A 26,979-nucleotide genomic window follows, 5' to 3' on the forward strand; every position below is an offset into this window, starting at 1 on the left:
CCAATCGCAGCTGCTCACAATCTGAACAATTGCAGGATGCCGCAACGCAGCGAATTGACTTGTCCCGAAAATTGCGCTTTAGAACCCATAGACGTAATTTTATTGCCCACCGAAACGCGAGGCCCCTTCATGACGCAGATGCAGAAAGATCGCCCCTGGCTCATCCGGACCTATGCCGGTCATTCTACCGCCAAGGCCTCGAACGCGCTATATCGTGGCAACCTCGCCAAAGGGCAAACCGGTCTTTCGGTAGCCTTCGATCTGCCCACCCAGACCGGATATGACAGTGACCACACGTTGGCACGTGGCGAAGTTGGCAAGGTCGGGGTGCCCGTCTGCCATCTGGGCGATATGCGGGTTTTGTTCGATCAGATTCCGCTGGAACAGATGAACACGTCAATGACGATCAACGCGACCGCCCCTTGGTTGCTTGCCCTTTACATCGCCGCAGCCGAGGAACAAGGCGCTGACATTTCCAAGTTGCAGGGCACAGTCCAGAACGACCTGATCAAGGAGTATCTGAGCCGGGGCACTTATGTCTGTCCGCCAAAACCGTCGCTGAAGATGATCGCGGACGTGGCCGAGTATTGCTATTCCAATGCCCCCAAGTGGAACCCGATGAATGTGTGTTCCTATCATTTGCAAGAGGCTGGCGCGACACCGGAACAAGAACTTGCTTATGCGCTGGCAACAGCCATCGCCGTGCTGGACGAATTGCGCCCACGAGTACCTGCCGAGGATTTCCCCGCGCTTTGCGGCCGGATTTCCTTTTTTGTGAATGCTGGTATCCGCTTTGTCACTGAAATGTGCAAAATGCGCGCATTTGTCGATCTTTGGGACGAAATCCTGCAACAGCGATATGGTGTCGAGAACCCAAAGTTCCGCCGCTTCCGCTATGGTGTGCAGGTGAACTCTCTGGGGCTGACCGAGCAACAACCTGAGAACAATGTCTACCGCATCCTGATCGAGATGCTGGCCGTAACCCTGTCGAAGAATGCACGCGCCCGTGCGGTGCAGTTGCCTGCCTGGAACGAGGCGCTTGGCCTGCCACGCCCCTGGGACCAGCAATGGTCCATGCGGATGCAGCAGATTCTGGCCTATGAAACTGACCTGTTGGAATTCGATGACCTGTTCGATGGCAACCCTGCCGTTGATGGCAAGGTCGAAGAATTGAAAGCAGGCGCGCGGGCAGAGCTTGCGAATCTGGATGCGATGGGCGGTGCGGTTGCATCAATCGAGTATATGAAATCCCGCCTTGTGGATTCCAACGCTGAACGTCTGAACCGGATCGAACGCAACGAAACTGTGGTCGTCGGCGTGAACAAATGGATGGAAGGCGAGGCTTCGCCCCTTCAGACCGAAGATGGCGGCATCATGGTCGTTGATCCTGCGGTAGAACAGGAACAGATCGACCGCCTGAACGCGTGGCGGGCTGAGCGCGACGAAGCGGCTGTTACAGCGACCTTGTCCGCGTTGCGCCAGGCGGCTCAGACAGGAGCGAACGTCATGGAGCCGTCCATTGCCGCTGCCAAGGCGGGTGTGACAACCGGGGAGTGGGCCGAAGAGATGCGCAAGGTTTTCGGCACTTATCGTGGCCCGACCGGCGTTTCCGGTTCGGTCTCGAACAAGACCGAAGGGTTGGAGGACCTGCGCGCGGCGGTTGATGCCGTCAGCGACAAACTGGGACGGCGCCTGAAATTCCTGGTTGGAAAACCGGGGTTGGACGGCCATTCCAACGGCGCCGAACAAATCGCGTTCCGTGCCCGCGACTGCGGCATGGATATCAGCTATGAGGGTATCCGGCTGACCCCGGAAGAAATTGTCACCTCAGCCCGCGATGATGACGCACATGTCATCGGGTTGTCGATCCTGTCCGGTAGCCATCTGCCTTTGGTCGAAGATGTAATGGATCGGCTGCAAAAGGCTGGCCTGTCTCACATTCCCGTGGTTGTCGGCGGAATTATTCCGGATGAAGATGCCGCAAAATTGAAAGCCATGGGTGTAGCCAAGGTTTACACCCCCAAAAACTTTGAACTTAATGCGATCATGAGCGATATTGTAACGCTGGTTGACCCCAAAAACCTCGCAGCCGAGTAACTGAGGTTTTAGAACCTTAATTCCCCGTTTCTTCGCTTTGGATATTTGGGATGGAATAAACCATTCGCTAGAATTACGGTGCGCGCTCAAGTGTACCGTAAAATATATCCTTTGGAGATGAATGATGGGGTTCAATCTTGAACAGATGTCGCGCAAAGACCTTTTGGCATTGCGCGACGATGTCGAAAAAGCCTTGGTAGGAGCGGAAAAACGCGAGCGCCGTGAGGCTTTGAAAGCCGCAGAAAAAGCTGCCGCAGAATTCGGGTATTCGCTGTCCGAACTTTCAGGCGATGCACCCCGCGCATCCAAGCAAAAGAAAACAAAAGAAAAATACCGCAATCCTGGCAATCCGGAACAAACCTGGACAGGTCGTGGCCGCAAACCGAAATGGGTGCATGACGCGTTGCAGGCGGGCGCCGATATTTCCGATCTAGAAATCTGATCAGGGCGGAGCGAAACAATGACAATTCATATCGGCGCTGAAAAAGGCGAAATTGCAGAAACTGTCCTATTACCCGGAGATCCTTATCGGGCGAAATGGGCAGCCGAGACGTTTTTGGACGATGTGAAACAGGTCAACAACGTCCGGGGAATGCTTGGGTTTACCGGAAATTGGAAGGGAAATCCTGTAACGATACAGGGTAGCGGCATGGGAATGCCCTCGCTCTCCATTTACGTAAACGAGTTAATTCGCGATTACGGTGCAAAAACCCTGATCCGAATTGGGTCGTGTGGCGGAATGCAGGACAGTGTCAAAATTCGAGACGTCATTCTGGCAATGACTTCGACGACGCTGAGTACGCCGTCACGCGGTATCATGAAAGAACTGAATTTTGCGCCCTGCGCCGATTGGAGCTTGTTGCAGGCGGCCGCGAAGGTGGCGGCTGCCAAAGGAACCCCTACCCATGTCGGTGGGATTTATTCTTCGGACGTTTTCTATGATGAGCGCCCGGACCTGAACGAACAGATGGTGCGTCACGGGATTCTCGGCGTCGAAATGGAGGCGGCCGAGCTCTATATCCTGGCAGCGCGCCACAAATGTCGTGCTCTGGCAGTTCTCACCGTTTCCGATCACCTTCTGACGGGAGAGGCTCTGCCATCCTCGGAACGTGAAAGCAGCTTTGGAGACATGGTGGAAATCGCGCTACAGGCCGCATTCCCGGGCAACTAGCAGTAAGGTGGGTGCCCGCCGATCCTAACGCCCGTGCGTGCGATCATAGCCATTGCGCGCCGGGCTTTCCCAGCCATCCAGGTCTGAGACCGTCGCGGCAAATGTTTCGACCAACAAGGGATAACACGCGGCGGTGTCCGAGGAATGCTCGGACGAGCAATCCCCACCCGGACAGGCGCTGAGATTGCCAAGCAGATCGATTTCGGCAAAGAATTCCAGATAGTCGCCGGGGCGAACGGGCGATGCTTTCATGAAATACTGACCAGTATCCCGAGTGAAACCAGTACACATGAAGACGTTCAGAACGTCGTGCACCGCGGGTTCGGCCTCATCCATCGGGATATTCAGATGATCCGCCAACGCGCGGGTCAGGTTGGAATGGCAGCAATGATGATACTGCGTGCCGGACAGCAAATTGCCCGTATATGGATCACAACGCGTGCCAATCACGTCATGAACCGACCCCCCATGGGTATCGATCCCGTACCATTCCAGTGTATCCGCTATGATCGTGGCCATCGGCCGCAGATGTGGGAAACTGGACCACATCCGCTCTCCGGTGGTCAGGTGCGTGCCATGCAGAGCCCGCGTTTTTCCGGAATAAAAGCGCTCGGACAAATCATTGCGGTTCCACAGGTTCAAATCGCCAACCTGCGGTCCTTCAACCGATGTGATACGAAAGAAATGCCCGGCAGGTACATCAAAACAGCGCGCCTCACGCGGAGGAACCAGGACTTCGCCGGTTTGGACTGCCCGTTGGCGTACAGATCTGATCCAGGGCAAATCTGGTCGCGGCAAGGCATCGTTCGGATAACAAATGACAGGGGCGACCGAACGACGGGCTTCGGCATCTTCTGGGGGGCGGGCAGTATTCTCAGAACCGGTCATGGCGTGCAGAGTGGCGGATTCTATGGCTCGCGAAAAGCCCTATTCTCAACCATCACTTGCCTTAAGACAGCGCATAGGTTGGTCCGGCGCAGCGACTGCCGCTCCACAAAAGCTACACCGCCAGATGCCATGGCGTCTGTCCTGTCGCCAACGACAATCCCGTGTCAGCGTGGAATGGCGCGACCGCCAGAAAAAATAGGCGAACACTCCGGCGGCCAACAAAAGCAGAAGAACAGGCATTCCTCTGCTTTGCCGATTGACCGAAGTTTTTCAAGGGCTGTCGTATTGGATCAGGCCGCGTTTGCGTATTCGAACAGCTCGGGCTCTTTGTCGGCTTTAACCGGTTCCGGCGTGTAGTAGGCCCATGCCTGCTCCAGCAGTTTCAGCGCTTCTTTAGTGTCGATTTTTTGTTTGGATGTGTTTGCATTCATTGGAGTGATCCTGACTTAAACTCATCACTCCTCCCTGAGCGAAAAATAAGGCAATGCAGCCGGGGCTACATCGCCTTATTTTGCAAGATCGACATGCGTTTGCCGCAATTCGGTGCAGGTGATTATACCGCGCGTTCGACCATCATCTTTTTAATCTCGGCAATCGCCTTGGCCGGGTTCAGACCTTTGGGACAGGTCTTGGCGCAATTCATGATGGTGTGGCAGCGATAAAGCTTGAACGGATCTTCCAACTCGTCCAGGCGCTCACCCGTGGCCTCATCCCGGCTGTCGATGATCCAGCGGTATGCGTGCAACAGAGCAGCGGGGCCAAGATACCGATCGCCATTCCACCAATAGCTCGGGCACGAGGTCGAGCAGCTGGCGCACATCACACACTCATAGAGACCATCCAGCTTTTTCCGGTCTTCGATCGACTGTTTCCACTCCTTTGCAGGGCGGTTGGTCTTGGTTTCCAGCCACGGCATGATCGACGCATGCTGGGCATAAAAATGGGTCAGATCAGGGATCAGATCTTTGACCACAGGCATATGCGGCAGCGGATAGATTTTCACGTCGCCCTTGATCTCATCCATGCCATAGATACAGGCCAGTGTGTTGATCCCGTCGATATTCATCGCGCACGAGCCGCAGATGCCTTCACGGCATGATCGGCGAAATGTCAGGGTCGGGTCGATTTCGTTCTTGATCTTGATCAGCGCGTCCAAAACCATCGGCCCGCACGTGTCCATATCGACAAAGTAGGTATCGACACGGGGGTTCTGACCATCATCCGGGTTCCAGCGATAGATCTGGAACTTGCGCACATTGGTCGCGCCATCCGGCTTGGGCCAGGTCTTGCCGGTCGTAATCCGGGAATTTTTGGGCAGGGTCAGTTGAACCATGTCAATTCTCCATTCAGCACAAGGCCGCCTTTCAGCCTGTCCGGGCGCGCTGGGACGCCCCTCGGTTATAATGCCCCCAATGGGCGATGTTCACGTCAAAATCCGGCGCGAGCCAGTCCGCAACGCACTGCGGATCATCACAGTCGATATCAAAGCGCAGGAATCGCGAGTTGCCGTCGAAATAGGTCTCTACCTCGGCATGGTGCACATCATACATATGCGCCCAGCCGTGTTTCACTTCATCCGCACTCTGCCCATTGGCTTTGCAGCACCGATCCAGATACCCGCCACCGGAATGGTTGGCGCGCGAAGCTATCCAGTCATCCCTGTCCCTCGTGTTCAGCAAGAAATAGGCATTCGGGTAAGCTGCATGCAATTCACGGAAGAAACGCGCCCCGTCCAACATGAAGCGCGAACTGACAAAAGCGATGTCAGTGAAGGCCCGCACCGCTCCAAACCCGTCCAGTGGTCGTCGCCCCATGGCAATGTTGGTCAGCATGCGGTGCGCAAGATTTCGACCCTGGTCATCTTCCCAATGAACCGACGGTATCCCGCTTTTCTGAAACAGCCTGTGAAACGAGGTCGTCGCACAGCGGTTCAGCCCGATCAGGATGATCTTGGGATCGCCTGAACCGGATTGCAGGACCTCGACCGTCATGACAAGCACCGGACACGGACCGACCGCTGGCCAATGGCCGTTGCGGTCTTCGTGGGTGTTTGGCGCTTGCTCACCATTGCCTGCTGTCCGAGCCTTTTAGAACGTACGTGCCTTGGGCGCGATTTTCTTCAGGCTGATGCCACCTTCGTCTTCGGTCGTCAGCGGATCGACGATCACGGGACGATAGCTAAGCTCGACCTGGTTGCCTTCGACCCGACTAACCGTATGAACACGCCAATTTTCATCATCACGCGCAGAGAAATCTTCGTGCGCGTGGGCACCACGGGATTCCTTGCGCGCTTCTGCGCCGACGATCGTGGCCAGCGCGTTGGGCATCAGGTTGGTCAATTCCAGCGTTTCCATCAGGTCACTGTTCCAAACCAGCGACCGGTCGGTGACTTTCAGATCGTCCATCTTGGCAGCGATTGCCGTCATCTTCTCGACGCCTTCGGCCATGGTCTTGGCGGTACGGAATACGGCAGCATCCGCTTGCATGGTTTTCTGCATCTCAAGCCGCAACTCGGCGGTCGGGATGGAACCGCTGGCATTGCGCACCGCGTCGAACCGGTCAAAGGCCTTGTCGACCGATGCCTGGTTCAGAACCGGGTTCGCAGCTTCCGCATCCACGACTTTGCCTGCCCGGATCGCCGCCGCGCGGCCAAAGACCACAAGGTCAATCAGCGAGTTCGAGCCCAAGCGGTTCGCGCCGTGGACCGAGGCGCAACCGGCTTCGCCCACTGCCATCAGGCCCGGTACCACAGCTGTCGGGTTCTCGGCCGTTGGGTTCAGAACTTCACCCCAATAGTTTGTGGGGATGCCGCCCATGTTGTAGTGCACGGTTGGCAGAACCGGGATCGGTTCTTTGGTGACATCCACGCCGGCAAAGATCTTGGCGCTTTCCGAAATGCCGGGAAGACGTTCTGCCAAAGCCTCGGCTGGCAGGTGACTGAGGTTCAGGTGAATATGATCCCCTTCCGCTCCGACACCACGACCTTCGCGGATTTCCAAGGTCATCGAACGCGAGACGTAATCGCGCGGTGCAAGGTCCTTGTACTGGGGCGCATAACGCTCCATGAACCGTTCACCTTCCGAGTTGGTCAGGTAACCACCCTCGCCACGCGCTCCTTCAGTGATCAGACAGCCCGAACCGTAGATGCCGGTGGGGTGGAACTGAACGAATTCCATATCCTGCAAGGCCAGGCCGGCACGGGCCACCATGCCGCCACCGTCACCGGTGCAGGTATGGGCCGAGGTCGCGCTGAAATAGGCGCGGCCATACCCGCCGGTCGCCAGCACAACCATCTTGGCATTGAAGACATGCATCGTGCCATCGTCCAGCTTCCAGCAGACAACACCCTGACACTGACCGTCGTCGGACATGATCAGATCGATAGCGAAGTACTCGATATAAAACTCAGCATTGTTCTTCAGCGACTGGCCATAGAGCGTATGAAGGATCGCGTGGCCGGTCCTGTCCGCAGCGGCACAGGTGCGCTGTACTGCCGGGCCTTCGCCGAATTCAGTGGTGTGACCACCAAACGGGCGTTGATAGATCTTACCTTCTTCGGTTCGGCTGAACGGAACGCCATAGTGCTCCAGTTCGTAAACTGCCTTGGGCGCTTCCCGCGCGAGGTATTCCATCGCATCGGTGTCGCCCAGCCAATCCGAGCCTTTCACAGTGTCGTACATATGCCACTGCCAATGGTCGGGGCCCATGTTTGACAACGACGCGGCGATACCGCCCTGAGCCGCCACGGTGTGCGAACGGGTTGGGAAAACCTTGGTTACGCAAGCCGTGCGCAGACCCTGTTCCGCCATACCCAGCGTCGCCCGCAGACCGGCCCCACCGGCGCCGACAACGACCACGTCATATTCATGCGTTTCGTATTCGTATGCAGCCATTTCTTTCAGCTCCGGGAATTAAAGGGCAATGCGCGCGATAGCGAAGATACCAGCCGCTGCTGCGCCGTAGGACAGGCAGGTCAACAGAATGATCAGGACCTTTTCAAGCGTGCCGTGAACATAATCTTCCAGCATCACCTGCGCACCGTCCGCGAAGTGTTTGAAGCCAACCGCCAGCGTCAGTGCTGCCACGATGGCAGGAAAAGGTCGCGAGTAGTAGTCAAGAACGACCTCGAATGGCTGGCCCAGGATCGGACCAAATGTAAATACAAACAACGGCACAAGGATCAGCAAAGCAACCGAGCTGACTTTCATCGCCCAGAAATGGGCAGTGCCGGATTTCGCCGAGCCAAGTCCAGCGGCGCGTTTGCGGTCGGTCAGATAACGCATGTCAGGCCTCCAATCACGCGACGAGGACAAGGGTCAGAAGGGTCAAGACGACCGATCCGATGACAACGGCCCAACCCAGCTTGGTCGCCGTCGGGAGGTCCAGACCAACCGCGTTGTCCCAGATCAGGTGCCGCACACCGGCCAACGTGTGATACCAAAGCCCCCAAACGGATAGCGCCATCACAAGGTCTCCAAGCATCGAGGTTATTACCCCATTCGCTACCGCAAACGCCTCGGGCGAAGTTGCTGCGGCCAGAAACCACCAGACGATCAACAGAGCTGCGAGCAGAAGGGCGTTGCCGGTGATGCGCGTCAGGATGGACGTGATCGACGTCAACTGCGGGCGATAAATCGACAGATGCGGCGAAAGTGGGCGATTGCCCCGATTTACATCGGCCATGGCGGCTCCTTTTCGGTTGGCTACCGAACGTTTTACTGGTTTTTGCGACACTGTCACGTGCTGCGAGTGCAAAAACCATCAAATTGCGCTCAATTACACGGATAATTCGAATATGTGATCACACAAAATAATCTCGTGATCACATATCACATTCCGCGCTGTCAATGTTAGCGTTTTCAAGGCCAAAGAGATGTGATCACGAATCTCTCAAGCCGTCATTTCAGGTCTGCTGTTTGCTGCGTCACTTCGCGCAGCAGTTTTCGGCGAATTCGTTCCGGGTAATCCGCGAACCCGGTGGCGGAAACGACAAAAGCACCTTCGCCCACGATGACATTCTCAAAGAAATACGCCGTCAGATCCGGTTCGCTTTCCTCAATAGCCAGCGCGTTGACAACGATCCCCTCGGCGCGCAGGGCCGCATGTACCCGCGTCGGCTCAATCCCTTCATTGGACACACCGTCCCCTGACAGGTCTATCAGGTGCCGTCGGCAGTCTGAAACCGAATCGAATGAACTCAGGGTCATTTGAAGCGCCTCGCCGATTGCCGTCGAAAAATTCCGCCAGATGCGCGGATTGGCGGCGACCTGGTCTGAAAACTGATCCAGCGTGGCAAAGCTATCGATACGGGTCCAAGGAATAGTGATCCGCTGGCGCGATGAGCCGGTCCACTGCACCAGCATCAGCCGCGCCTGCCCCCGCACCAGCGCCTCGGACACGATCGGGTCGCGCAAACCTGCGGCCAACCCATCCATCTGAATGCGATATTCGCTGCTATCGACTGAACCAGAAACATCCACGGCTAAAGCCAAGGCCAGATCGCAGGCCTGAGCCGCCGGTGCCAGAGTGACGCTGGCCAATATTGCGCGTAGCAGGTTCATTGTGCAAACCTATCACGCCTTGCAAGCCGTGGCGTCACATATCCGTCAGATCACCTATTTGGGCATCAAAGCCCAATAATCGAGATCCAGCAGAACGTCTGGCAGGTAACGCCCTTCTTCGTTTTTCAGCTTGAACGGATCACCGCCCTTGGTCGCGACCAGACGCAATCGCACAGCGCCTATGCCGGCAACCCCGGTTTCCGCTTTGTCCAGAACTTCGGACCACGCCTTGATCGTATCACCCGCAAAACACGGGTTAGCATGGGCACCACCATTCAAGCCGACAATCATCTGCGCATTTGCAAGGCCATTGAAGGACAATGTCCGCGCCATCGAGATTACATGCCCACCATAAATGAGCCTGCCTTCCGGACGGAACGTCAGATCGTAATGCACCTTGGCGGTGTTTTGCCAAAGACGTGTGGCCAGCATATGTTCGGCCTCTTCGACGGTGACACCATCCACATGATCGATGGTTTCACCGATCTCATAATCGCCCCAGCGATGCGCCTCGCCCGCGAGGGCAAAATCGTAGTTTGCAAAATCGAGCCCTTCCGGCACGGTCAGGTCCTGCGGATCAAGTACAGCCTTCAAATCAGGAACAACCGTCTCGGGCGCGGGTGCATCCATGTTTGCCTTACGCACCATGACCCAACGCACATATTCAAGAACCACCTCGTCCAATTGGTTCAACCCGCGGGTACGAACCCAGACAACACCGGTTTTTCCGTTGGAATTCTGCTTCAGGCCGATAACCTCTGATACGGATCGCAGCGTATCGCCAGCATAAACGGGCTTCAACCAACGGCCTTCGGCATAGCCAAGATTGGCAACCGCGTTCAAGGAAATGTCAGGCACGGTTTTGCCGAACACAATGTGGAACGCGGCCAGATCATCAATCGGGCTTTCCGGCAACCCACAGACCCGGGCAAATTCGTCCGAAGAGTAAAGCGCGTGACGTGCGGGATAAAGCGCGTGATACAAGCCGCGCTCTCCCTCGGTCACGGTGCGAGGTACTGCATGCTGCAATACCTGCCCTACAGAATAGTCCTCGAAAAATCGGCCCGGATTTGTTTTCGCCATTACTGCTGTCCCAGTTTCATGTCGGGGGAATAGTCGGCCTCGGCCTCTTTGGTCACGGCCTGCGCACAACGCATTACGTTGCCGTTGGCATCAAAGGCGTAAGCCGGGTCGCCATACAGCTCCCATCCTTTTGACAGGGCGTCGGACACCTTGTGACAGAAGGCCGAAGTGTCTTCTTCGGTCAGCAAGCGATAAAGTTTCGACATCAAATCAAATCCTTATGAGCCGAACGGAGATGGGCCAACCAGCCCGTGGATGTATCCGATAATTCCCATCAGAACGATCGAAGCCACAAAGAACATCGCATCCTTGCCGTAAGTGCCAGGCTCTGCCGGGGTCCACTCGGGTTCAGACTTGTTGATTACAATGACTTCGACCACCGCCCAGACCAGAAGGCCACCAAACAGGATGATCGAGGCCAGATCGCCGTTCACCAACAGGTGCGCAAAAGCCCACAGTTTGAACCCGCCCAGCATCGGGTGGCGCAGCTTGTTCAGCAGCCGGCCTTTTGTGCCCGCAGGGCTCATCATATAAATCGCGATCAAAACCAACAGGTTGTTGACGTGAACCAGAAAGGTTGGCGGCGCCCAAACATGGATGAAGTCGGTCATGCGATACCCGAAGATCATCAGAAGGATCGACGCGACCAAAGCCAGGGCAACAGCGCCTTTACCCGCGTCACCCATTGCGGCGCGGCGTTCAGGTGCCACACGTTTGAACAGATGCGCCCCCCACCACAGCGCCACACCCAAGATCAGAAGAACAAAGCCCATGCTGGCCTACCCCGCTTGCAAAGCTAATATCGCCTCTGCTTTTGCCAGAATTTCGCGGGCAGTTACAACGTGCAGATTTTCGACAATCTTGCCATCGACAACGGCGACCCCTTGGCCAAGCGCCTCGGCCTCTTCAAAGGCCGAGATCTGGCGGCGAGCTAGGTCGATCTCGTGATCCGATGGCGCGAAGGCAGTATTTGCCACTTCGACCTGGGCCGGGTGGATCAGCGTTTTGCCATCAAAGCCCATATCACGGCCCTGGGCACATTCGAAAGCCAGACCTTCGACATCCTTGAAGGCGTTGTAAACACCGTCGATGATAATCAGCCCTTCGGCCTTGGCGGCCAGCAAGCACAGCCCTAACGAGGACATCATAGGCAGGCGATCTGGGCGGAAGCGGGTTTGCAACTCTTTCGCCAGATCATTTGTTCCCATCACGAATCCGGCCATCAGCGGATGCGCGGCGATTTCTGCCGCGTTCAGCATTCCACGCGGCGTTTCCATCATGGCCCAGATCGGCAGATCTCCGGTGATCGCAGCCAGCGCATCCACGTCAGCCGCCGAATTCACCTTAGGCAACAGGACTACGTCGGCATCCATTTCGCGCACAGCCTCGGCATCCGCACGGCCCCATTCGGTGTCCAACCCGTTGATCCGGACAATCTTGACGCGTGGCCCGTACCCTCCGGCAGCCAAAGCCGCCTTGAGCGTTTCGCGCGCATTGTCCTTTTCGTCGGCCGCGACCGCATCTTCCAGATCGAAGATGATTGCATCTACCGGCAGAGTGCGGGCCTTTTCCAAAGCCCTATCCCGGGACCCAGGAATATAGAGAACCGAACGATAGGGGCGCTGACGAGGATCCATGGACCACTCCCATTGAAATAAAGTTGCGCGGAATGGGGCATTTTTTACCGGAAAGTTCAAGCCCAAAATTGCCGCGCCGCAGCAAACACGGCGCAACGTGCTTTGCCTTAACTGAATTTCGGCGCCTACGCCGCACCCTGACCAGCAGAGGGAACCGAAAGGATTCGGGATGCGAAAGACAATGTTCGAGATGACGATGGGACTTGGGATCATAGTTCTGGCGGCACAACAGGTACAGGCCCAGGGGCAAAACTGCGCACCGCGAGAGGATGTGCTGAAAAGGTTGACCGACACTTATGGCGAAACGCGCAGGGGCTTTGGTCTGGCCCAGCAAGGCGCAGTCATGGAACTTTTCGCCTCAGCTCAAGGCGGCAGCTGGACCATCACGGTGACCTTGCCCAACGGGGTCACCTGCCTTGTCGCTTCGGGGCAAGCTTTTGAGGCTGTAGCCGAAGCGCTGCCCCCGAACGCCTGATCAGGTAAGTGCGTCCCAGATCAGCTTACTGCCTGTGAGGGTCAGCAGCATATAGGCAATTCCAAAGAACAGGCGTTCGGACAACATGAAATGTGCGCGGACGCCCAGCCACGCACCGAGAACAGCAAACGGTGTTAACAGCATATCGGCCCATGCCGTCTGCCACGTGAACATGCCCAGATAAGCGTAGGGTACAAACTTCGCGATATTAATCACCCAGAAAACCAATACCGTACTGGCTTGAAACTCGGTCTTTGTCAGCCGTTGGGACAACAGGTAAACGGCAGCTGGAGGGCCTCCGGCATGGCTGACGAAGCTGGTGAAGCCCGCGACCAGCCCTGCAAACAGGCCAGCGGAGGGTGGCAACCGTCTGGCAAATCCGCGCACCCAGCCTTTTGACTGTGCGATGTGCCAGATCACGAACCCGACCGAGATGCCGCCGATCAGCAGGCGCAGCAGGTCATCATCCGTTGAACGGTAAAGCCATGCCCCCATTGCCACACCGGGTACAGCACCCAGGATCAGCAGGCGCGCATCCCTCCAGCTCCACCGCTTCCAATAAGGGCCCAAAGTGGCCACATCGATCACCATCAGAATCGGCAGCATCAGGGCCAGGGCCTGCCCGGGCGTTAAGATCAAGGCCAGAATCGATGATGACGCAAAAGCCACGCCCGAGCCGAAACCGCCCTTTGAGATACCCGCAAATATCACCGCCGGGATCGCCACTGCAAAAAACATCAGGTTCAATTCAAACATGCACCGGTCCCGGTTTTGGCTTGTCTCAAAGGCCCTTTAGCGCAACCACATGGGGTCTCGCAAACGGTATGCGGTTGTATGCCACGTCGCAGAACTCTTGCCTAATGCCGTTTTAGCGACTAGCACAGCCGCGATTTCAAAACCGACCGGAGATATTCCAAATGGCCAGACCCAAGATTGCGCTGATCGGCGCGGGGAACATCGGCGGCACGCTTGCGCATCTTGCAGCTGTCAAAGAACTGGGTGACGTTGTCCTGTTTGACATTGCTGACGGATTGCCACAGGGCAAGGCGCTCGACATCGCCGAATCCGGCCCGTCCGAAGGCTTTGACGCTTCGATGAAAGGTACCAGCGACTATGCCGATATCGCTGGCGCGGATGTCTGCATCGTGACCGCAGGCGTAGCCCGCAAACCGGGCATGAGCCGCGATGACCTGCTGGGCATCAACCTGAAAGTCATGAAGTCGGTCGGCGAAGGTATCGCAGCGCATGCGCCCGATGCGTTCGTGATCTGCATCACCAACCCTCTGGACGCCATGGTCTGGGCGCTGCGCGAATTCTCGGGCCTGCCGCACAACAAAGTCTGCGGCATGGCTGGCGTGCTGGATTCAGCACGTTTCGCGCATTTCCTGTCGGAAGAGTTCAACGTCTCGATGCGCGATGTAACCGCGTTCGTATTGGGCGGACATGGCGACACCATGGTGCCGTCGGTTCGTTATTCGACCGTTGCCGGTATCCCGCTGCCTGATCTGGTTGAAATGGGCTGGACCTCGCAAGAAAAGCTGGATGCCATCGTACAGCGCACCCGTGATGGTGGCGCGGAAATCGTAGGCCTGCTGAAAACCGGGTCGGCTTATTACGCGCCCGCCACTTCGGCGATCGAAATGGCCGAAGCCTATCTGAAAGACCAGAAGCGTGTTCTGCCTTGTGCGGCGTACTGCAGCGGTGAATTAGGCGTTAACGGCCTTTATGTCGGGGTGCCGACGGTCATCGGCGCTGGTGGCGTCGAGCGCATCGTAAACATCAAGTTGAACGAAGACGAGCAAGCCGGTTTCGACAATTCGGTCAACGCCGTGAAAGGCCTGATCGAGGCATGCAAAGGCATCGACAGTTCACTGGCGTAAAACTGCCAGACAATCTGAATTTGAGACCGGCCCAATTATGGGCCGGTTTTCATTTGCCACCGCGGAATCCGGCCGCATATGTTGGCGCAAACGTCGCAAATCCCTTTTTTCGAATGTGATTTCAAAAAACTGTGCAGGATTATCGAATCAATTGATGACACTCGAGCTTTTGTGATCACACCCTAAAAACCCGTGATCACAAATGCTGAAAATCTTCGGCAATTTCCCGTCACAGGTCAAAAAACCCTTTAAATTTACCCGCTAGACACGCCTATAACGGTTAAACGCAGTCAGACGGGACAATTTCGATGAACATTCACGAATATCAGGCCAAGGCTCTTCTTCGCAGCTACGGCGCTCCGGTCTCCGATGGTCGCGCCGTGCTGCGCGCCGAGGAAGCCAAAACCGCAGCCGGTGAGCTGGATGGGCCGCTTTGGGTCGTCAAGGCGCAGATACACGCGGGTGGCCGTGGCAAAGGATCCTTCAAAGAAGCCGACGCTGGTGAAAAAGGCGGTGTCCGTCTGACGAAATCGGTCGAGGAAGCGGCCGAAGAAGCCAAGAAGATGCTGGGTCGCACTCTGGTCACCCATCAGACGGGTCCGGCAGGCAAGCAGGTCAACCGCATCTATATCGAAGCCGGTTCCGGCATCGAGCGTGAGTTGTACCTGGCCCTGCTGGTAGATCGTCAGACCAGCCGTATCTCGTTTGTCTGCTCGACCGAAGGCGGTATGGACATCGAAGAAGTCGCCGCCGCGACGCCCGAGAAAATCCTGTCCTTCTCGGTTGACCCCGCCACCGGCTACCAACCCTACCACGGTCGCCGCATCGCATTTTCGCTGGGGCTCGAGGGCGCGCAGGTCAAGCAATGTGTCAGGCTTATGGGCATCCTCTACAAAGCCTTCGTCGAGAAGGATATGGAGATGCTCGAGATCAACCCGCTGATCGTATCCGACAGCGGCGACCTGAAAGTGCTGGATGCCAAAGTTGGCTTTGATGGCAACGCAGTCTACCGCCACCCAGATATCGCTGAACTGCGCGACACGACCGAGGAAGACCCCAAGGAACTGGAAGCCAGCAAATACGACCTGAACTACATCGCACTGGATGGTGAGATTGGCTGTATGGTGAACGGTGCCGGTCTGGCGATGGCCACGATGGACATCATCAAGCTTTATGGCGCCGAGCCTGCCAACTTCCTCGACGTGGGCGGCGGTGCGACCAAAGAGAAGGTGACCGAAGCGTTTAAGATCATCACGTCGGACCCGCAGGTCAAAGGCATTCTGGTCAACATATTCGGCGGCATCATGCGCTGTGACGTCATCGCCGAGGGCGTGGTGGCTGCGGTGAAAGAGGTCGGCCTGCAAGTTCCGCTGGTCGTGCGTCTGGAAGGCACCAATGTTGAGAAAGGCAAAGAGATCATCAACAATTCTGGTCTGGATGTGATCGCGGCAGACAACCTGAAAGACGGTGCCGAAAAGATCGTCAAGGCGGTTAAGGGTTGAGCAGAGTGGGAGGAAGATTTGCAGAAATGCAAACCTTCCTCTGTCCTCGGGATGAGTATCACTTTCAAAGGCCAATTGAATGAATTTCCAGAAGATCTCCTTGGCAACCGCAATTCTTTTAGCTGGTTGCACGAACGCGCCGGTAACACGAAGCAGTGCAATTGAAGAAGCGAGTGTGCTGTTTGAAACGGTCTGCATGGCCAGCTTGGGTAATCCTTCTCAAGCAACTCAAACGCTGGAGAACTCAGGCCTTGAACGTATTTCTAACACGTCCGAGGGAGGAACTCGGTTCTTCAGTGAGCCGAATTGGATCTATGCAGTCACCGGAACCAGAACTTCTGATTTTGGAACCAGGGGCAGGGTCGAGTATGACTACTGCTATATCGCGTCGAAAAACCTAACTTCCACTGACGTAGAAGAAATACAAAAGCGGATGGCTGCAAAGCACATCGATGGTTCATCTACTTATCAGACGACCAGAAGCTCTTCGAGAACTACGCTGAGAGCCGACAAACCCATTGCAGGGCGAAATGTCTACATCGTCTCCGGGCAACCTCCGAAACAACCCGCTGGACAGCAATACTCGTCCATCGAACTTCAACAGATAAGATAGCAAGCGAAGGAGCCACTAAAATGGCAGTCCTCATCGACGAAAATACCAAAGTGATCTGTCAGGGCTCTACCGGCTCGCGGACCAAATCGCTGTTGGTACAGACTGCCTGATCTGACTGGAAATGTAACCCCATGACCATCCCCATCTTCCTCATAGGCCTAGAACGCGCCACAGGGCGGGCGCGCTTGATGGAGCAGGAGCTGCAAAAGGCAGGCCTGTCGGCGACGCGCGTCAATGCTGTTGATTGCGATGCCGCCACCCGTGAGGATTTCCTGCGCGAATGCCGGGCCGAGGGGCCGTGGGGCTATTTCCATACCAAGGACATGGCCTGCACCCTAAGCCATGCCAAAGCGTGGGAGGCCGTTGTCGCCTCTGGCGCGGAACAGGCATTGATCCTTGAGGATGATGTTTTCCTGTCGCCTGAACTGGCGGATTGGTTGAACGATGCATCCTGGTGGCCAGAGGATGCCGATATCGTGCGGTTCGAACGCTGGCGCAGTACAAAGCTATACCTCGCACTTGAGCGCAAAAGCTCATCCCATCTGGGTCGGGAACTGCGCCTGATGCACTCACGCCACCCCGGCGGTGCAGCATATGCGTTGACCCGGCACGCGGCGGAACATTTCCTGGCGCAAAAGCCCTATGACATCACGCTGGATGGCCTGTTGTTCAACCCGTCAGCCTCGCCTGCGGCGCGTCGGGTCAATGTCTATCAGGTGGTTCCTGCGATGGTCGAGCAAGGCAACGAAGCGCCGGGCGAAATCCAGATGGGTGCCCACCGCGCACGCCCTACGGGCTGGCCGCTGGTCCGCCAAAAAATCAGGCGCGGTATCGCCGAAATCAGCAGCGGCCTGCGCACGATGGCCGATCTGGCCCTTGGTCGCGCCACGCTTCAGAAAATCACCTATGCGCCGCAGGTTCTTCCAGCGGCTGAACCCTATCAATCCCACACCGCCTAGAGAAAGGGACAAAATGGCAGTCCTCATCGATGAAAACACCAAAGTGATCTGTCAGGGCTTTACCGGCTCGCAAGGTACATTCCACAGCGAACAGGCTATTGCCTATGGCACCAAGATGGTCGGCGGCGTGACCCCCGGCAAAGGCGGGATGGAGCATCTGGGCCTTCCCGTGTTCAACTCGGTCCACGAGGCCAAGCACGTGACCGAAGCCAACGCATCGGTGATCTACGTACCGCCCCCATTCGCGGCGGATTCGATCCTCGAAGCGATTGATGCCGAGATGGAAGTGATTGTCTGCATCACCGAAGGTATCCCGGTTCTGGACATGATGAAGGTGAAACGCGCGCTGGAAGGCAGCAAGTCGCGCCTGATTGGCCCGAACTGCCCCGGTGTCATCACGCCTGACGCCTGCAAGATCGGTATCATGCCCGGCCATATTCACAAACGCGGCAGCGTGGGTGTCGTTTCCCGCTCGGGTACGCTTACTTATGAAGCCGTGAAACAGACAACGGACGTAGGACTGGGCCAGTCCACCTGTGTGGGCATTGGCGGCGACCCGATCAAAGGGACTGAGCATATCGACGTGCTGGAATGGTTCCTGGCAGATGACGAGACCACGTCGATCATCATGATTGGCGAGATCGGCGGCTCGGCCGAGGAAGAGGCCGCACAGTTCCTGGCCGATGAGGCCAAGAAAGGCCGCAAAAAGCCGGTTGCAGGATTCATCGCAGGCCGCACAGCCCCTCCGGGCCGCCGCATGGGCCACGCAGGTGCCATCGTCGCCGGTGGCAAAGGCGGTGCCGAGGACAAGATCGAAGCCATGCGCTCGGCCGGTATCGTCGTGGCCGAAAGCCCGGCGCAGCTGGGTGAGGCTGTACTGGAAGCGATTGGGTAAGCGCGATGGCGCACCATAGCATAGGCTTTGCGGAGCGGGGGAAGAAGTTCCCTCGTTTTCGGCATGTTTTGGCCTTTCTTCTTGGTGGCCTGTACTCCGCCTCAATAGCTAGTGCGACCGCGTCGCCTGACTTCTCCAAGCCAACAAAGGACGTAATCGAACTTTGCACTTGGTCGACCGAGAATAGCGCAACTGTTGCGAAAGAGTTTTATGCAAGAGGGTGGATGCCTTTCCGAGCACCCTTCACTGACAAAATGCTGAATATTGTCGCGGACGGATATTTACTGCCTGCATTTACCTACAAGGATCACAACCCGCTAGAGTTGGATCTAGAAACTGGAGTGTCTATCGGAATTCTCGATCACGTAAACGCAATTTCTGAAGGGGCAGAATTAGGCTACTATGAAGTGTTGTGGACGGACCAAGACTCTATCGCATTTTTGTTGCTGTCTGACCGCAAAGGCGGCACTGCTTCCGGCGAAAGTTTGGGTTGTAACTATTCCAGTACTTCGACCGATGACACTAAAAAAATAAGAGATGCAATCTGGGCATTTAACATCAAGGACCTAGGCGAAACTCGCGAACGTGGGTATGATCCGTCTAGGTACCTTTCGGCGACAACTTGGGGATACCCATCTGGCCAAACCAACGTAAACGCGCAGGATTTGGACCGGGAGCCTGTCGAACTGACAAATCGCCCACTTCGAGAACCCGATCTGGGTGCCGGCCCCGCAAAAATTAGATTTTGGAGATTTGACGAAGTGGAGTTCAACGAGGCCTTCGGCAGAACGCCTCATACCGCCTTAACTCTGGACATAAGGCGTCGCACAATAAGGCAAAAGCCATGACCTTCTCTGACGCCATCCGCACCTGTTTCTCCAAGTTCTTCACCTTCTCAGGGCGTGCCTCTCGGCCCGAATACTGGTTCTTTTTCCTGTTCATCGTGATCTGGAGCATCCTTGCCGGGATCATCGATGCGCAGTTCTTCACTCAAGTTGCAGTGACCGAAACCGAAACATCCAAATCCGTGTCGGCCACGTCCTCGCAACCGGTGCAGGGCATCGTCAGCCTGATCGTCTTCTTTCCCCATCTGGCAGTTGCTTTCCGGCGGATGCACGATACCGGTCGCAGCGGGCTGTATGCTCTGCTGCCGATCCTGTTGATCCTTGGCGCCGGAGCCGTGCTCGTTTTCGGTATCGGCCTGGCCTCTCATTTCCAGCATGGCGGCAGGCTGGATATCCTGTTCACCCGCGCCACGTTGCTCATCGTTCTTCCGACACTACTGGTACTGGTGGTGTCGCCCCTCCTGGTTCTATGGTGGCTGACACGCCCCAGCCAGCCAGGCACCAATCAATACGGTCCCAACCCAACAGAGGTAGCCCTATGACCGAACATTCGCCCAATTCCGCCTTTCATGCCTCAAGCTTCATGCAGGGGCATAATGCCGAATATCTGGAGCAGCTTTATGCGCAATACACAAAGAACCCCGGTGCGGTGGATGCCGCATGGGGCGCGTTCTTTGATGCCATGGGCGATGCCGCACCCGATGTTCAACGCGAAGCCGACGGTCCGTCCTGGGCGCGCACCGACTGGCCGCCGATGCCAGCAGACGACCTGACTGGTGCGCTGACTGGTGAATGGGCCGAGATTGACGCCAAAGCGGCGGGCAAAAAGATCAAGGACAAGGCGGCTGAAAAAGGGGCTGAGGTCAGCGACGACCAGATCAAACGCGCCGTGCTGGACAGTTTGCGGGCACTGATGCTGATCCGGGCCTATCGCATCCGGGGCCATCTGGCCGCGGATCTGGACCCGCTGGGCATGCGTGCTGCCAGCACACATCCTGAGCTGGACCCCAAGACTTACGGTTTCACCGATGCCGACATGGATCGCCCGATCTTTATCGACAACGTGCTGGGATTGCAGGTCGCTTCGATGCGGCAGATCGTTGAAATCGTGAAACGTACATATTGCGGCACCTTCGCACTGCAATACATGCATATCTCGAACCCGGAAGAGGCCGCCTGGCTGAAAGAGCGGATCGAGGGCTATGGCAAGGAAATCCAGTTCACCAAGGAAGGCCGCAAGGCGATCCTGAACAAGATGGTCGAGGCCGAGGGTTTCGAGAAGTTCCTGCACGTCAAGTACATGGGCACCAAGCGGTTCGGTCTGGACGGTGGCGAGGCGCTTATCCCGGCGATGGAACAGATCATCAAGCGCGGTGGAGCGCTTGGCCTTAGTGACATCGTCATCGGGATGCCGCACCGGGGTCGCCTGAACATTCTGGCCAACGTGATGGGCAAGCCTTATCGCGCGATTTTCAACGAATTCCAGGGCGGTAGCTTCAAGCCCGAAGACGTGGATGGCTCTGGCGACGTGAAATATCACCTCGGCGCCTCCAGCGATCGCGAATTCGATGGCAACAGTGTGCACCTGTCACTGACCGCCAACCCCTCTCACCTTGAGGCGGTAAACCCGGTGGTTCTGGGTAAGGTCCGCGCCAAGCAGGACCAACTGGGCGATACAGATCGCACAAGGGTCATGGCCATTTTGCTGCACGGTGACGCGGCCTTTGCCGGTCAGGGTGTGGTGGCCGAAGGCTTTGGCCTGTCAGGCCTGAAAGGGCACAGAACCGGCGGCACCATGCATATCGTGGTGAACAACCAGATCGGGTTCACTACCGCGCCGCATTTCAGCCGCTCGAGCCCCTATCCCACCGATATCGCGCTGATGGTCGAGGCCCCGATCTTCCATGTGAACGGCGACGACCCCGAGGCGGTTGTTCACGCCGCGAAAGTGGCGACCGAGTTCCGCCAGAAGTTCCATAAAGACGTGGTTCTGGACATCTTCTGCTATCGCCGGTTTGGCCATAACGAGGGCGATGAGCCCATGTTCACCAACCCGATCATGTACAAGAAGATCAAAACCCATAAAACTACGCTTTCCTTGTACACCGAGCGGCTGGTCAAGGACGGGCTGATCCCCGAGGGTGAGATCGAAGATATGAAGGCCGCTTTTCAGGCCCACCTGAACGACGAGTTCGAGGCCGGGAAAGACTATAAACCCAACAAGGCCGACTGGCTGGATGGGCGCTGGTCGCATCTGGACAAGAACAAGGATGATTATGTCCGGGGTGAAACAGCGATCTCGGCAGAGACACTGGCGGAAATCGGAGCCGCGCTGACCAAGGCTCCTGACGATTTCGCAATGCACAAAACTGTTGAGCGGTTGCTGGAACATAAAAAACAGATGTTCGAGACTGGTGCAGGCTTCGACTGGGCCACGGGCGAGGCACTGGCGTTTGGCTCGTTGCTGACCGAAGGATATCCTGTGCGTCTGGCCGGACAGGATGCAACACGGGGCACCTTCAGCCAGCGTCACTCTGGGTTTGTTCATCAGGAAACCGAAGAACGGTATTACCCGCTTAACAACATCCGTGCCGGGCAATCCCAATACGATGTCATCGACTCGATGCTGTCGGAATACGCGGTGCTGGGTTTCGAATACGGCTATTCGCTAGCAGAACCGAACGCTCTGGTTCTGTGGGAGGCGCAGTTCGGCGACTTTGCCAACGGTGCGCAGATCATGTTCGACCAGTTTATCAGCTCGGGCGAAAGCAAGTGGCTGCGGATGTCCGGTCTTGTCACACTGCTGCCGCATGGCTTTGAAGGGCAAGGCCCGGAACACTCGTCAGCGCGTCTGGAACGGTTCCTGCAAATGTGCGGTCAGGACAATTGGATCGTGGCGAACTGTACGACACCCGCGAACTATTTCCACATCCTGCGCCGTCAGTTGCACCGTACTTTCCGGAAACCGCTGATCCTGGTGACACCGAAGTCGCTGCTGCGTCACAAGCTGGCCGTCAGCACGGCGGACGACTTCACCACAGGCTCCAGCTTCCACCGGGTGCTGTGGGATGACGCGCAGAAGGGCAACTCTGACACCAAGCTGGTGGCCGATGACAAGATCAAGCGCGTCGTCATGTGTTCCGGCAAGGTCTATTTCGACCTGCTGGAGGAACGCGACGCGCGTGGCATCGACGACATCTACCTGATGCGGATCGAACAATTCTATCCGTTCCCGGCACATTCACTGATCAACGAACTCGAACGGTTCAAGAATGCCGAGATGGTCTGGTGTCAGGAAGAGCCCAAGAACCAGGGTGCGTGGACCTTTATCGAACCCAACATCGAATGGGTCCTGTCCCGTATCGATGCAAAACACACTCGCCCGACCTATGCCGGTCGCGCCACATCGGCCTCGCCCGCAACGGGGCTGGCCAGCCAACACAAAGCCCAACAAGAAGCGCTGGTTAACGAAGCGCTGAGCATTGAAGGAAAGTAAGCGATGACGATTGAAGTTCGTGTTCCCACGCTTGGCGAATCGGTCACCGAAGCCACAGTTGCAACCTGGTTCAAAAAGCCCGGTGATGCGGTCGCCATGGATGAGATGCTGTGTGAGCTGGAGACAGACAAGGTCACCGTCGAGGTTCCTTCGCCGGCAGCGGGTGTCATGGGTGAAATCGTGGCAGCCGAAGGCGAAACCGTCGGTGTTGACGCCTTGCTGGCAACGATTGCGGCGGGCGAAGGCGCAGCCCCGGCGCCAGCCGCAGCCCCGGCAGCGGCACCTGCCGCATCAGGTGGGTCGGTTGACGTGATGGTTCCGACACTTGGTGAGTCTGTGACGGAGGCAACCGTTTCGACCTGGTTCAAGAAGGTTGGCGACAACGTCGCGCAGGATGAGATGCTGTGCGAATTGGAAACCGATAAAGTCTCGGTTGAAGTTCCCGCACCGACTTCGGGTGTTCTTGCGGAAATCGTTGCTCCAGAAGGATCGACCGTGGATGCGGCTGCTAAGCTGGCCGTCATCACCGGAGCTGCCGCTGGTGCAGCAGCCGCGCCGGCACAGGCAGCAGCGGCGGCGCCCGCAGCAACAAGCACCGGAAAAGACGTCGCAAACGCACCGTCCGCCCAGAAAGCAATGGCCGAAGCCGGACTGTCGGCTGATCAGGTCACCGGAACAGGCCGCGACGGTCGCATCATGAAGGAAGACGTAGCCAAAGCCGTTGCAGCAGTTTCAGCCCCGGTACCTGCGGCGGCTGCGCCCGCCCCTGTGGCCCAAGCCCCACGCGCCCCTGTGGCTGCCGAGGACGAGGCCCGCGAAGAACGCGTGCGGATGACCCGCCTGCGCCAAACCATTGCCAAACGTCTCAAGGACGCACAAAACACCGCTGCGATCCTGACCACCTACAACGAGGTGGACATGACCGAGGTCATGGCCCTGCGCAATCAGTACAAAGACCAGTTCGAGAAGAAGCATGGTGTGCGTCTGGGCTTTATGTCCTTCTTCACCAAGGCCTGCTGCCACGCGCTGAAAGAAGTGCCCGAGGTCAATGCCGAGATTGATGGAACCGACATCGTCTACAAGAACTTCGTGCATATGGGCGTTGCCGCCGGTACGCCGCAGGGTCTGGTCGTTCCCGTGATCCGTGATGCCGACAGCATGTCCTTTGCCGCGATCGAAAAAGCCATCGCCGAAAAGGGCAAGCGCGCCCGTGACGGCAAGCTGAGCATGGCTGAGATGCAGGGTGGCACCTTCACCATCTCGAACGGTGGTGTCTATGGTTCGCTGATGTCCTCGCCGATCCTGAACCCTCCTCAGTCGGGTATTCTGGGCATGCACAAGATCCAGGACCGCCCGATGGTCATCAATGGTGAGATCAAGATCCGCCCGATGATGTATCTGGCCCTGTCTTATGACCACCGGATTGTCGATGGCAAAGGTGCCGTTACCTTCCTCGTTCGTGTGAAAGAGGCGCTGGAAGATCCGCGCCGCCTGCTGATGGACCTGTAAGCATGGCAACGCATGTCCTTTGGCAAGCCGACGTGGCCGATTTCAACGCCTGGCTGAAAGTGTTCCGCGAGGACAAACCGATGCGCAAGGCCGCGGGTATCCGCGACCTGCATGTCTGGCGCGACCCCAACCAAAAAGACCACGCCATCGCGATGTTCGAGGTTACAAACCTGGACAAGGCCAAAGCCTTCTTTGGTTCCGAAGAATTGGCGATGCATCACGAGCGGGGCGGAATTGCCCATATCTCGATCAAGCTGCTGGAACCTGTTTGACAATGACTATTTCCGACCCGCCAAATCGGGTCGGGGAAGCGCCGGAACGTCCGGTCGATTTAGGAGAATGTAATGGCAAATTATGACGTCATCGTAATCGGCGCCGGGCCCGGCGGCTATGTCTGCGCGATCCGCTGCGCTCAACTGGGTTTGAAAACCGCCGTGGTCGAAGGGCGCGAAACACTGGGCGGTACTTGCCTGAACGTGGGCTGCATTCCCTCCAAGGCGCTGCTGCATGCCAGCCATCAGCTGCACGAGGCCGAGCATAACTTTGCCAAGATGGGCCTGAAGGGCAAAGCGCCTTCAGTCGATTGGAAGCAGATGCAGGCCTACAAGGACGAGGTCATCGACGGCAACACCAAAGGCATCGAATTTCTGTTCAAGAAGAACAAGATCGACTGGCTGAAAGGCTGGGGATCAATCCCAGCCGCAGGTCAGGTCAAGGTGGGTGATGAGGTCCACGAGACCAAGAACATTATCATCGCCTCTGGATCGGAACCATCTTCTCTGCCCGGTGTTGAAGTTGATGAGAAGGTTGTCGTGACTTCAACCGGTGCTTTGTCGCTGAACAAAGTCCCGAAGAAAATGGTTGTGATCGGCGCGGGTGTGATCGGGCTGGAACTGGGATCGGTTTACAGCCGCCTGGGCGCCGAGGTGACGGTGATCGAGTTCCTCAAGGAGATCACGCCGGGCATGGACCCTGAGGTGCAAAAAACCTTCCAGCGCATTCTCAAGAAACAGGGCCTGACCTTTATCATGGGTGCAGCGGTGCAGAAAACCGAAGCGACCAAGACCAAGGCCAAAGTTACTTACAAGCTGCTCAAAGACGACAGTGAACATGTGATCGACGCCGACACTGTGCTGGTTGCCACAGGCCGCAAACCCTATTCGGATGGTCTGGGGCTGGACGCTTTGGGCGTCGAGATGACCCAACGTGGTCAGATCAAGGTTGGTGCCGACTGGCAGACCAACGTGCCGGGCATCTATGCAATTGGCGACGTGACCGAAGGCCCGATGCTGGCACACAAGGCCGAAGACGAAGGAATGGCCGCTGCCGAACAGGTTGCAGGCAAGCACGGTCATGTGAACTATGGCGTGATTCCGGGCGTGATCTACACTTGGCCAGAAGTCGCGAATGTCGGTGAAACCGAAGCGACGCTCAAGGAACAAGGTCGTGCCTATAAGGTCGGCAAGTTCATGTTCATGGGCAATGGGCGTGCCAAGGCGAATTTTGCGGCTGACGGGTTCGTCAAGATTCTGGCCGACAGGGAAACCGATCGCATTCTGGGTGCCCATATCATCGGCCCGGGCGCAGGTGATCTGATCCACGAGGTTTGTGTGGCGATGGAATTCGGTGCTTCTGCCGAGGATCTGGCGCTCACCTGCCACGCGCATCCGACGTATTCCGAAGCGGTGCGCGAGGCTGCCCTGGCCTGCGGAGACGGCCCGATCCACAGCTAACACCCCTGACCCCTGCGGCGATCAGCTTGCCGGGGTCAGCCATGCATCCAGATATGTTTCCAGTCTGTCTGTGAACGTTGTCGCTGAATGCAGCGCGCAATACTGTAAGGACATGGCCTGAATGGCAAAGGCCTGCACGCCTTCTGCCAACAGCTCGGATGGTACATCCTTGCGTACCTCTGCGGTTTCAAGCCACATCATCACGACCCGGAAATACCGTTCAAAACAATAGGCAATCGGCCCAATATCTGCGATTGCCGTTGCCCCCGAGTATCTGATCAACAGATCGAACACGTACCGTTCGGACGTCATGAATTCGTGGACCGGTTCCAGCGAAGCGATAATCTCTGGTACCGTTTTGGGTGGGGTACCGGATCGGGCCTGATCCAGGCAAGCATTCAGCTTGTCCGCTATCAAGATTTCCATCAGCGCATCCTTGTCGCGGAAGTGTGCAAAGAAGGTCCCCTTGGCAACACCCGCGGCCTTTACAACTTCATCCACCCGCAAGGCTTCATATCCGCCATGTCGGAAAACCTCTTCCGCAGCTGATAGAAGCTTGGCGCGGGTCTTGATGGTACGTTTCTGGATCGTTTTTTGCATAACGCCCAATCGCACATTTTTTGACCGTGGTCAAA

The 26,979-nt window shown here is 56.9% G+C and carries 29 protein-coding genes; 15 read left to right on the forward strand and 14 right to left on the reverse strand.

Annotation, left to right across the window (positions count from 1 at the left end; genetic code table 11):
* Positions 1-36: 36 nt before the first annotated feature.
* The 3 genes from ACR0J7_RS06415 (at position 37) to deoD (ending at position 3,268) form a co-directional block, all read left to right on the forward strand.
* Positions 37-2,097: a methylmalonyl-CoA mutase family protein gene (locus ACR0J7_RS06415; RefSeq protein ID WP_480869948.1), complete on the forward strand. Its 2,061-nt coding sequence runs from the start codon at positions 37-39 to the stop codon at positions 2,095-2,097.
* Between the two features lie 124 nt (positions 2,098-2,221).
* Entirely contained in the window at positions 2,222-2,539 is a 318-nt protein-coding gene (locus ACR0J7_RS06420) for an H-NS histone family protein (protein WP_267363820.1), read from the forward strand.
* A gap of 18 nt (positions 2,540-2,557) precedes the next feature.
* Positions 2,558-3,268: a purine-nucleoside phosphorylase gene (gene deoD, locus ACR0J7_RS06425; protein ID WP_480558821.1), complete on the forward strand. Its 711-nt coding sequence runs from the start codon at positions 2,558-2,560 to the stop codon at positions 3,266-3,268.
* 24 nt (positions 3,269-3,292) lie between these two features.
* Here deoD and ACR0J7_RS06430 read toward each other — a convergent pair whose 3' ends face one another.
* From ACR0J7_RS06430 to ACR0J7_RS06485, 12 genes are all read right to left on the reverse strand, one after another.
* A complete protein-coding gene (locus ACR0J7_RS06430; protein WP_480913622.1) occupies positions 3,293-4,156 on the reverse strand; it encodes an urea carboxylase-associated family protein in 864 nt (287 codons plus the stop codon).
* A 290-nt stretch (positions 4,157-4,446) separates the two neighbouring features.
* Complete coding sequence (locus ACR0J7_RS06435; RefSeq protein WP_480483162.1) at positions 4,447-4,587, reverse strand: hypothetical protein; 141 nt, start codon at positions 4,585-4,587, stop codon at positions 4,447-4,449.
* A 122-nt stretch (positions 4,588-4,709) separates the two neighbouring features.
* On the reverse strand, positions 4,710-5,489 hold the full coding sequence (locus ACR0J7_RS06440) for a succinate dehydrogenase iron-sulfur subunit (RefSeq protein WP_152456842.1): 780 nt from the start codon (positions 5,487-5,489) through the stop codon (positions 4,710-4,712).
* Between the two features lie 31 nt (positions 5,490-5,520).
* Positions 5,521-6,147 carry a sulfotransferase gene (locus ACR0J7_RS06445; protein WP_480483160.1) on the reverse strand — a complete coding sequence of 209 codons (627 nt, stop codon included), beginning with the start codon at positions 6,145-6,147 and terminating at the stop codon, positions 5,521-5,523.
* Positions 6,148-6,243: 96 nt separating this feature from the next.
* Positions 6,244-8,049 carry a succinate dehydrogenase flavoprotein subunit gene (gene sdhA / locus ACR0J7_RS06450; RefSeq protein ID WP_267363813.1) on the reverse strand — a complete coding sequence of 602 codons (1,806 nt, stop codon included), beginning with the start codon at positions 8,047-8,049 and terminating at the stop codon, positions 6,244-6,246.
* An 18-nt stretch (positions 8,050-8,067) separates the two neighbouring features.
* Entirely contained in the window at positions 8,068-8,439 is a 372-nt protein-coding gene (gene sdhD / locus ACR0J7_RS06455; protein ID WP_267363812.1) for a succinate dehydrogenase, hydrophobic membrane anchor protein, read from the reverse strand.
* A 13-nt stretch (positions 8,440-8,452) separates the two neighbouring features.
* The gene (gene sdhC / locus ACR0J7_RS06460; RefSeq protein ID WP_267363810.1) at positions 8,453-8,839 is read right to left on the reverse strand and encodes a succinate dehydrogenase, cytochrome b556 subunit; all 387 of its coding nucleotides are present in this window, start codon (positions 8,837-8,839) and stop codon (positions 8,453-8,455) included.
* Between the two features lie 215 nt (positions 8,840-9,054).
* Positions 9,055-9,717, reverse strand: a complete 663-nt coding sequence (locus ACR0J7_RS06465; protein ID WP_480899246.1) for a DUF1194 domain-containing protein — start codon at positions 9,715-9,717, stop codon at positions 9,055-9,057.
* Positions 9,718-9,771: 54 nt separating this feature from the next.
* Complete coding sequence (locus ACR0J7_RS06470) at positions 9,772-10,800, reverse strand: MaoC family dehydratase (RefSeq protein WP_480899244.1); 1,029 nt, start codon at positions 10,798-10,800, stop codon at positions 9,772-9,774.
* Positions 10,800-11,006 (reverse strand): DUF1737 domain-containing protein, encoded by a 207-nt coding sequence (locus ACR0J7_RS06475; RefSeq protein WP_480538983.1) that lies wholly within the window; start codon positions 11,004-11,006, stop codon positions 10,800-10,802. The genes ACR0J7_RS06470 and ACR0J7_RS06475 overlap by 1 nt, the downstream gene beginning before the upstream one ends.
* Positions 11,007-11,018: 12 nt before the next feature.
* The gene (locus ACR0J7_RS06480) at positions 11,019-11,573 is read right to left on the reverse strand and encodes an NnrU family protein (protein ID WP_480773325.1); all 555 of its coding nucleotides are present in this window, start codon (positions 11,571-11,573) and stop codon (positions 11,019-11,021) included.
* A 6-nt stretch (positions 11,574-11,579) separates the two neighbouring features.
* Positions 11,580-12,437: an HpcH/HpaI aldolase/citrate lyase family protein gene (locus ACR0J7_RS06485; protein WP_480913625.1), complete on the reverse strand. Its 858-nt coding sequence runs from the start codon at positions 12,435-12,437 to the stop codon at positions 11,580-11,582.
* Between the two features lie 169 nt (positions 12,438-12,606).
* Here ACR0J7_RS06485 and ACR0J7_RS06490 point away from each other — a divergent pair, with 169 nt between their 5' ends.
* On the forward strand, positions 12,607-12,912 hold the full coding sequence (locus ACR0J7_RS06490; protein WP_480869941.1) for a hypothetical protein: 306 nt from the start codon (positions 12,607-12,609) through the stop codon (positions 12,910-12,912).
* On the opposite strand, the gene ACR0J7_RS06495 is transcribed toward ACR0J7_RS06490, so the two are convergent.
* Positions 12,913-13,668 (reverse strand): sulfite exporter TauE/SafE family protein, encoded by a 756-nt coding sequence (locus ACR0J7_RS06495; protein WP_480585560.1) that lies wholly within the window; start codon positions 13,666-13,668, stop codon positions 12,913-12,915. It abuts the gene before it with no gap.
* A 161-nt stretch (positions 13,669-13,829) separates the two neighbouring features.
* Between ACR0J7_RS06495 and mdh the strand changes: the two genes are divergently transcribed.
* The 11 genes from mdh (at position 13,830) to lpdA (ending at position 26,344) form a co-directional block, all read left to right on the forward strand.
* Entirely contained in the window at positions 13,830-14,792 is a 963-nt protein-coding gene (gene mdh / locus ACR0J7_RS06500; protein ID WP_267363196.1) for a malate dehydrogenase, read from the forward strand.
* Positions 14,793-15,100: 308 nt separating this feature from the next.
* Entirely contained in the window at positions 15,101-16,294 is a 1,194-nt protein-coding gene (gene sucC / locus ACR0J7_RS06505; RefSeq protein ID WP_267363198.1) for an ADP-forming succinate--CoA ligase subunit beta, read from the forward strand.
* Between the two features lie 79 nt (positions 16,295-16,373).
* Entirely contained in the window at positions 16,374-16,907 is a 534-nt protein-coding gene (locus ACR0J7_RS06510) for a hypothetical protein (RefSeq protein ID WP_480506734.1), read from the forward strand.
* 131 nt (positions 16,908-17,038) lie between these two features.
* Positions 17,039-17,866, forward strand: a complete 828-nt coding sequence (locus ACR0J7_RS06515; RefSeq protein ID WP_480913627.1) for a glycosyltransferase family 25 protein — start codon at positions 17,039-17,041, stop codon at positions 17,864-17,866.
* Between the two features lie 13 nt (positions 17,867-17,879).
* Positions 17,880-18,761, forward strand: coding sequence for a succinate--CoA ligase subunit alpha (sucD, locus tag ACR0J7_RS06520; RefSeq protein ID WP_209506539.1), 882 nt, complete (start codon positions 17,880-17,882; stop codon positions 18,759-18,761).
* Positions 18,762-19,015: 254 nt separating this feature from the next.
* Positions 19,016-19,609: a hypothetical protein gene (locus ACR0J7_RS06525; RefSeq protein WP_480913629.1), complete on the forward strand. Its 594-nt coding sequence runs from the start codon at positions 19,016-19,018 to the stop codon at positions 19,607-19,609.
* Complete coding sequence (locus ACR0J7_RS06530) at positions 19,606-20,148, forward strand: DUF805 domain-containing protein (protein WP_480773331.1); 543 nt, start codon at positions 19,606-19,608, stop codon at positions 20,146-20,148. Before ACR0J7_RS06525 ends, ACR0J7_RS06530 begins: the two co-directional genes overlap by 4 nt.
* Positions 20,145-23,102: a 2-oxoglutarate dehydrogenase E1 component gene (locus ACR0J7_RS06535; RefSeq protein ID WP_480585547.1), complete on the forward strand. Its 2,958-nt coding sequence runs from the start codon at positions 20,145-20,147 to the stop codon at positions 23,100-23,102. Before ACR0J7_RS06530 ends, ACR0J7_RS06535 begins: the two co-directional genes overlap by 4 nt.
* Positions 23,103-23,105: 3 nt before the next feature.
* Positions 23,106-24,611, forward strand: coding sequence for a 2-oxoglutarate dehydrogenase complex dihydrolipoyllysine-residue succinyltransferase (gene odhB, locus ACR0J7_RS06540; protein WP_480773333.1), 1,506 nt, complete (start codon positions 23,106-23,108; stop codon positions 24,609-24,611).
* Between the two features lie 2 nt (positions 24,612-24,613).
* A complete protein-coding gene (locus tag ACR0J7_RS06545) occupies positions 24,614-24,883 on the forward strand; it encodes a hypothetical protein (RefSeq protein ID WP_480773334.1) in 270 nt (89 codons plus the stop codon).
* A 72-nt stretch (positions 24,884-24,955) separates the two neighbouring features.
* Positions 24,956-26,344 carry a dihydrolipoyl dehydrogenase gene (gene lpdA / locus ACR0J7_RS06550; protein ID WP_480899240.1) on the forward strand — a complete coding sequence of 463 codons (1,389 nt, stop codon included), beginning with the start codon at positions 24,956-24,958 and terminating at the stop codon, positions 26,342-26,344.
* A gap of 21 nt (positions 26,345-26,365) precedes the next feature.
* Here the strand turns inward: lpdA and ACR0J7_RS06555 are convergent, their stop codons facing one another.
* Complete coding sequence (locus tag ACR0J7_RS06555; protein WP_480773336.1) at positions 26,366-26,944, reverse strand: TetR/AcrR family transcriptional regulator; 579 nt, start codon at positions 26,942-26,944, stop codon at positions 26,366-26,368.
* Between the last annotated feature and the right edge of the window lie 35 nt (positions 26,945-26,979).

The sequence above is a fragment of the Ruegeria sp. O4 genome, from assembly GCF_056535125.1.